Source organism: [Clostridium] symbiosum ATCC 14940 (assembly GCF_000466485.1).
In the GTDB taxonomy this organism is placed as follows: Bacteria; Bacillota; Clostridia; order Lachnospirales; family Lachnospiraceae; genus Otoolea; species Otoolea symbiosa.
On record NZ_KE993051.1, the window covers coordinates 21,004 to 27,461 of the forward strand.

A 6,458-nucleotide genomic window follows, 5' to 3' on the forward strand; every position below is an offset into this window, starting at 1 on the left:
AAGTGCTGCGTATCGTGAATACCGGAAAGAATTGTACTGGTCGATGCAACACCGGGAACTGGAACACCGGGAACTGGAACACCGGGAACCGCAACACCGGGCACTGCAACACCGGGAATCGCAACGCCGGAGACTGCAACACCGGGGACTGGAACAAATCTTCTTTCAATGTGGGATGCTTCAATACAGAAGAGCAGAAGATCATGCTGTTTAACAAATCGTCAGATATGACCTATCGTGAATGGTTGGAATCTGATGCAAGATGGTTACTGAATCAAATGCCAAAGAATGTTGTTGAATGGGTATATGAATCTGATATGTCGGATGAAGAAAAGGCAGAACATCAAACCTATGAAACAACAGGAGGTTATATCAAAGTGATGGAGAAATCTGAAAGTGGTCAGTTATGGTGGAACGACTTGCCTGATGACAAAAAAGCAGTCATAAAGTCCTTGCCAAATTTTGACGCGGGAATTTTTGAACAGTGTACTGGCATTAAGATAAATTAATTTGACAGGAGCAAGATATAATCGACAGTTGCCGGGAAACTGTTTCCGAATATTGGAACGAGTATAAGGAACAAAAAAAGGAGTACCATCCGGGAACGCTTGACGAGGAAATGGAAAATATACTTGAATGGCGGAAGGACTACCAAAGGATGTTAAAAAGTGGAGAGCATGAGACGAATGAATAAGAGCCGAAAAAGAAAAAGGCCCAGCACCCTGACAAGCACTGAGCCGAGCTGTATACACAGCAATCACCTGCTTAAAGTATACGGCAGCCGATGGAAAAAGTCAAGAAAATAGATAGATTCCGTCGGCCTTTAATCCTTGTTACAGTCATTATACATGGAACCAAAGGAGAAGGATATGCCGCATTTAAAAACAATGTGCATTCTCCCGTACCGGATTGAGGTAAAGGAGTATCACAGCAGCCGTTATCATGGGAAAAAAGTAACCCCGGCACCGAGAACAAAAAAAACCACAGAAGAGATGGCCGAAGTCAACGAGCGTAACCGAATAAAAAAACTATACTGGATTATCGCGACGAATTTTGACTTTGGAGATCTGCACATGCAATTGACATACCGCAGGGAGGAACGGCCGACACCAGAGGGGGCAAGAAAGTCACTGAAGAAATTCTTCCGGCGGCTCCGCAAGGAATATAAAAAGCGCGGAAAAGAGCTGAAGTATATCGTCACCACAGAATATAAGCGAACGGCCATCCATCACCACCTTGTGTTAAACGAGATTGGTGATACGGCAAAAACAGTAAATAGAATCTGGGAAAAGGGAAAAGCATTCTTTTCTGTCATATATGAAGATGGAGAAGTGGAAGACCTGGCAGCCTATTTGATAAAAGAGACACAAAACAGTTTCAGAGATCCAGATAATCCCAGCAAATTAAGCTATTCTTGCTCCCGGAACTTAAAAAAACCGAACATTAAGACAAAAATAATAAAATCGGATACATGGAGAAAGACCCCGAAACCACCGAAAGGGTATTACCTAGATAAAGGCAGTATTGCGGAGGGCGTCTCAAAGGTGACAGGATACCCATACCGATATTACACATTTAAAAAAATAAAGGAAGACAAGCATGAGCGTAAAAATCACAAGGGAAGAGTACCGCCGAATAAAGCAAATGAACCGGGAAGAAATGGAACGATTTATAAGTCGATGCCTTCGGACGGAGCCAGAAGAAAAAGAACAAATTAGAAAAGAGGCCCTTTTGGACGCCAGGATTGCCCTGGAAAAAGCAATCAATATAAAAGGAATCGGAAGTATCAGGAGGGCAGAGATAAGGGAGAAATATAAAAAAGAATTGGAGGAAAAGGAGAATGAAGAAACCTGACTGGACAACGAAAGAGTTTAGAGAGCCTTATTGGCAGCAGGCGAAAGAAATTTTGGCTGCCTACTCCGAGGAGCTGCAAGTTGACACATCGGCATTCGGGATTACGACTGGCGGAGCCATTGTCCACCTTGTCCCGGTAAAAAGAAGCAAAAAATCAGAAGCATTGTGGAAAAGGCTGGATAAATTGAAGGGATTTGAGGAAAGAAACAAAGTGATGCACTATACAAAGCCCTCTTTATTGTACGGGACTCTCACGCTCCCGATGAAGGATTAGCCATGTACGAGGTCGAGATAAGAATCGGCGCGAACGCCAATAAATATTGGGGTAAAATGCAGTTTGAAGCAAAAAAACAGATACATAAAAAGGCAATCGAAGGGGAGCGGAGTGCATCAAAGCAAAGCAATACCCTCGAGGCGTTAATATGCTGCCTGAAAGCCTTAAATAAACCCTGCATGCTCAGCGTTTATTCGACAGAGGACTATATCATCAGCGCATTTCAGCAGGGATGGTTTAAAAATTGGAAAAAGAATAACTGGAAAAACTCCCATGGAAACACGATCCGAAACGCCGACCAATGGAAAGAATTATGGGATTTGCTACAGCCGTATCCACACCGGGTCATGAAAGGTGAATAATGTCAAGAAGCATCATGGAACCGCGCGGAGCCTATGAATGTTATCACTGCGGCGATACCCGGAACCTGGAAGAACATCACATCTTTTACGGCACAAAGCACCGGAAACTGTCAGAGCATTATGGATTAAAAGTCCATCTCTGCCCCGGGTGTCATCGGTACGCAAAAACAGGCGTACACGGAGGAAACAAAGAACTGGACGCCGAGTTAAAACAAGAGGCCCAGGAGCTATTTGAAGAAAAGTACAGTCATGAATTATTTATGAAAGTTTTTCAGAAAAACTATATCACAGAAAAGAAACAGCCAATAGCCCCAGGATTTATCTGGCTGCCGGAGGAAGAATGAATAGGACATGCATGAATTGCAACAGAGAATATAGCTGTGACTGGCATGCGGCCGGAGATAGGGCCTGCTGCGAGAACTGGGAGCCGGACATCGAGGCAAAACGCCAGGAAGAACACCGGGAAGCAGGAAAAGAATTTTAAAACACCGTATCGGGCGCTTGCCCTTTACATAGAAACCCGTTGACTGTTCGCTCTTTTTGGTTAATATATCGCAAATATGCCACTTAAGCGAACCTCTGAGAGAGGTTAACCGGCCTCTCTCAGAAAAACAAATGATAGATTTTCGGAAGGAAGGTGCCAGATGAGAAAGGTGCAATGGTGTGTAAAATGTAAAAAGTATCATCTTTTTGATGATGTAAACTGGAAATATAACTGGAAACAGAGAACATGGGAGTGTTTGAAAACTGAAAATTTAGAGGAGGAAAGCAATTGAAGAAATATGAAGATGGTGTTTCGGTAGAAGATGAAAAAGATGTAGAGAAATTTACAGTGCATTATTCAGATGGAACGGAGGAGACGATTGAAAAGGGCTTTTTTTGTGAAATCAGGAAAGAAAACGGAGAAGATATTTTAACGTTTGTGATGTCCCATTGTGCCGGTGACGATCTTAGAACAATTATTGCGGGATGCACCCAGCTAGGGTTCGAGTTAGGTTATTTTGATTAATCTGAAGTTTTAGGAGGTAAGTATGACAAGAAGTCGGTTAGAGGAACATCTGGGAGAAAAGGTCAAAATCAGATTATTTGACGATAGCGTTTACGATGGGTATCTGCACAAGACGGGTGAGGTAAAATTTAAAAACGACCCCAATTTGTATATCCCAAGAAAGTTGTATTTTTTGACAGATGAAAATAATGTGTGCCGCTCGTGTTTGTTTCGAGTATCACATATCAAAGGTTTTCAGATGTTAGATTTGCTTTACTAAATTGACATTTAAAGGAGAAAGAGCAATGGGAAGAATGTATGGAACATGTTCCGAGTGCGCAAACCGGCAGCAGGGTAAAAGATATTGGGGGAACCACTTCGGCCCAGGCTGCACCGCCGAACTGGACGGAGTACATCCGTTAGGGTGGGGACACCAGGAGGAAGACGAAGAGCCGGAGAGGAACGAACGCGGAATGATAGTGTGCAAACCCTGTTATTACTTCAGGGAAGCAGGAGAGGAAGAATAAAATGCTGAAGGATGATTTGAAAGAAATAAAGCGAGAAATGCCAGACGGACTTGAAATACAGACAGGAGCTTGTTCGTTTTGCGGCCAGATGGGACAAATAGAAACGCTTATTCCGTGGGACCAGGAAAAAGTAAATGAAGCGGTCACAGAATTATGCGATTGCTACGGAGCAAAAGAATACGCCAGAAAAAAGGACAGAAAGAACGTGCGTGCAAAGCAATCGAGGAGCAGTTCGGGCAGCAGGCGGATACAGAAGAGGCAGATGAACCAATAAGAAATCTGCTGAAACACATTGCTGAGCTAATTGTGGAGGAAAAGCTTGATTCTGCCTCCCTGGACATCGGAAACGGATTAAAAGCTAAGTTGTCGATAACATCAAAAGGATACATAAAAGTGGAGCGTCAGAAAACAGAGAAAGCAGTACAAGAAGCATAGAAAAAGAGCCGGGCTATCTTGGCGGATGCGGCCGACTCTAAAACTGGATAACTATATTATAACAGTTATCCTCCAAAAAATCAAATAAAACAGGAGGACAAGTCTATGATGAGCGGAACGATGAGCGCAAGCATGGTAATCAACAATATCCTTGTAGCAGCGAGTGAGTTTATAATACCTGACCGTATGGAGCAGCTAAAATTAATTCTCTTCATGAATCTTTGCGACTACACGTTTATAAAGAACGAAGACTCCACATCGCTAATAAAAAGTGACGATGATACGTTCGAAATTCTGCATGACTGGCAGAATCAGCTTATCATAGACGGAAAAACCAAGTCAACCATCAAGCAGTATGGGTACGAGATTAAAAATCTGCTTCTCTATGCCGGGACCGGAATAAGGGATATACGGGAAAAGCATGTCATCGGATATCTGACACGCGGAAAAGTGCAGAAGAAATGGAAAGATAAAACGTACAATTCAAAGGTGCGTTCACTCCGGGCTTTTTTCAAGTGGGCCTATGAATATGACGTCATTACCGATGACCCAATGAAAAGAATAAAAGAAACAAAAGAAGAATATCGCATGGGTTCCATTCTGACGCCGGAGCAGCGAGAGATATTCCGGTGCTGCTGCAAAAACGAACGGGAACTTGCGCTGGTCGACCTCCTTTACAGCTCAGGTGGCCGAGTATCAGAGATTATACAGCTTAACCGGGATAGTATTGACCTGTCAAACAGGAGGGTGAATATCGTCGGAAAAGGCAGGAAAGAACGGGAGATCCGATTCTCAGCGCAAGCTAAAGTACATATCGAAGGATATTTGCGGTCAAGAAAAGATGACAGTCAGGCGTTGTTTGTCAGTCAGAAAGCACCGAACAATCGACTTAGCGCCGATGGAGTACGCTATATTTTAAAAACCATCCAGAGCCGCGATGTCAGGCTGAAGGGTTTACAGATATCACCGCATACCTTCCGCCGTACGTGTGGAACCGATATGATTAATCGCGGCGCGCCTGCGGAAATGGTACAGAAGAAGTTAGGACACACCAAAGTGGATACAACTTTACAGTGTTATGCAAAGATTAGCCAGGAGGCGGCCAGAGACGCGGAACGCCGATATGGAGTAGCAGGATAACAAATCAATCATAAACGCCTATGGCGTGTATACAGGGACGGTTCGGCCGGCCGTTCCTTGAGGTGGAAAATGAATAGAATAAGACAATTACAAGATATAAAAGAGCATCACCAATCGATGGTGCAAGAAAGAGGCGACATTTGGGATAAAGATGTTGCCGCCTTAGAATGGGCGATTGAATTAATAAGAGAAGTTCAAAAAGAAAGGAAGAGGACGTTTGCGGCCAGATGGCAGCAGGCGACTAATGAGCTGCGCAAACATAAGGATATCATAAGCAACATACAAATCGTTTCGGATGTAAAGGGAGGGGATACCGATGGGGAGTGTACGCTCACTGAATCAAAATAAATATGGTATCAGTAAAAACAGATTCAGGGAATTATACTACTGGTGTCTCCAATACAAAGAGTGGAAAGAAGAGTTAAATTACAGAACCAGCACAGTAAAATCATTGCAAATAACAGATATGCCAGCAGTAAGAAGAGGAACAGACCCAACCGAACAATTAGCTTCAAGAAGAATGGAACTGGAACGAAATTGTCAACTCATTGAGCAGACGGCGATAGAATCGGATCCGGACATTTATCAATACATACTTAAAGCGGTAACTGATGAAAATATAACATACAGATATCTAAACATGGTCATGGGTATTCCGTGCGGGAAAAAGATGTATTATGACAGGCGGAGAAAATTTTACTGGCTTTTAAACCAGAAAAAAATATAAAGAGGGGTAATCACGGGACGTGTCAATATGATATTATAATATCATGATAATTGTAAAGAGATACAGTACACTCCTTTTTTGAAGACGCTTGTGAAAATATGCAAGCGTCTTTTATTTATGAAAGAAGGTGAAATTTTTGAGGAACCGCCCG

The 6,458-nt window shown here is 43.0% G+C and carries 13 protein-coding genes; all 13 read left to right on the forward strand.

What is annotated here, in order from left to right; all coding sequences use genetic code 11:
- Window positions 1-509: pentapeptide repeat-containing protein (locus tag CLOSYM_RS22660; RefSeq protein WP_207638264.1), on the forward strand; the 509-nt coding region annotated here is incomplete at its 5' end.
- Between the two features lie 360 nt (window positions 510-869).
- Entirely contained in the window at window positions 870-1,718 is an 849-nt protein-coding gene (locus tag CLOSYM_RS21730; protein ID WP_049943755.1) for a rolling circle replication-associated protein, read from the forward strand.
- Between the two features lie 13 nt (window positions 1,719-1,731).
- Entirely contained in the window at window positions 1,732-1,854 is a 123-nt protein-coding gene (locus tag CLOSYM_RS23715) for a hypothetical protein (RefSeq protein ID WP_021643862.1), read from the forward strand.
- A complete protein-coding gene (locus CLOSYM_RS21735; protein WP_021643863.1) occupies window positions 1,841-2,128 on the forward strand; it encodes a hypothetical protein in 288 nt (95 codons plus the stop codon). The genes CLOSYM_RS23715 and CLOSYM_RS21735 overlap by 14 nt, the downstream gene beginning before the upstream one ends.
- A gap of 2 nt (window positions 2,129-2,130) precedes the next feature.
- A complete protein-coding gene (locus CLOSYM_RS22085; RefSeq protein ID WP_021643864.1) occupies window positions 2,131-2,490 on the forward strand; it encodes an RNase H family protein in 360 nt (119 codons plus the stop codon).
- Window positions 2,490-2,834, forward strand: a complete 345-nt coding sequence (locus tag CLOSYM_RS21745; RefSeq protein ID WP_021643865.1) for a hypothetical protein — start codon at window positions 2,490-2,492, stop codon at window positions 2,832-2,834. The genes CLOSYM_RS22085 and CLOSYM_RS21745 overlap by 1 nt, the downstream gene beginning before the upstream one ends.
- A complete protein-coding gene (locus tag CLOSYM_RS22865; protein ID WP_021643866.1) occupies window positions 2,831-2,974 on the forward strand; it encodes a hypothetical protein in 144 nt (47 codons plus the stop codon). Before CLOSYM_RS21745 ends, CLOSYM_RS22865 begins: the two co-directional genes overlap by 4 nt.
- Before the next feature lie 288 nt (window positions 2,975-3,262).
- The gene (locus CLOSYM_RS21750) at window positions 3,263-3,499 is read left to right on the forward strand and encodes a hypothetical protein (RefSeq protein ID WP_021643868.1); all 237 of its coding nucleotides are present in this window, start codon (window positions 3,263-3,265) and stop codon (window positions 3,497-3,499) included.
- A gap of 284 nt (window positions 3,500-3,783) precedes the next feature.
- Complete coding sequence (locus CLOSYM_RS21760; RefSeq protein WP_021643870.1) at window positions 3,784-4,005, forward strand: hypothetical protein; 222 nt, start codon at window positions 3,784-3,786, stop codon at window positions 4,003-4,005.
- A 153-nt stretch (window positions 4,006-4,158) separates the two neighbouring features.
- On the forward strand, window positions 4,159-4,440 hold the full coding sequence (locus CLOSYM_RS22870; protein WP_021643871.1) for a hypothetical protein: 282 nt from the start codon (window positions 4,159-4,161) through the stop codon (window positions 4,438-4,440).
- A 105-nt stretch (window positions 4,441-4,545) separates the two neighbouring features.
- Complete coding sequence (locus CLOSYM_RS21770; RefSeq protein ID WP_021643872.1) at window positions 4,546-5,580, forward strand: tyrosine-type recombinase/integrase; 1,035 nt, start codon at window positions 4,546-4,548, stop codon at window positions 5,578-5,580.
- Window positions 5,581-5,649: 69 nt separating this feature from the next.
- Entirely contained in the window at window positions 5,650-5,928 is a 279-nt protein-coding gene (locus tag CLOSYM_RS21775) for a BRO1 domain-containing protein (protein ID WP_021643873.1), read from the forward strand.
- Window positions 5,897-6,307, forward strand: a complete 411-nt coding sequence (locus CLOSYM_RS21780; protein ID WP_044903143.1) for a hypothetical protein — start codon at window positions 5,897-5,899, stop codon at window positions 6,305-6,307. The genes CLOSYM_RS21775 and CLOSYM_RS21780 overlap by 32 nt, the downstream gene beginning before the upstream one ends.
- The last annotated feature ends 151 nt before the right edge of the window (window positions 6,308-6,458 follow it).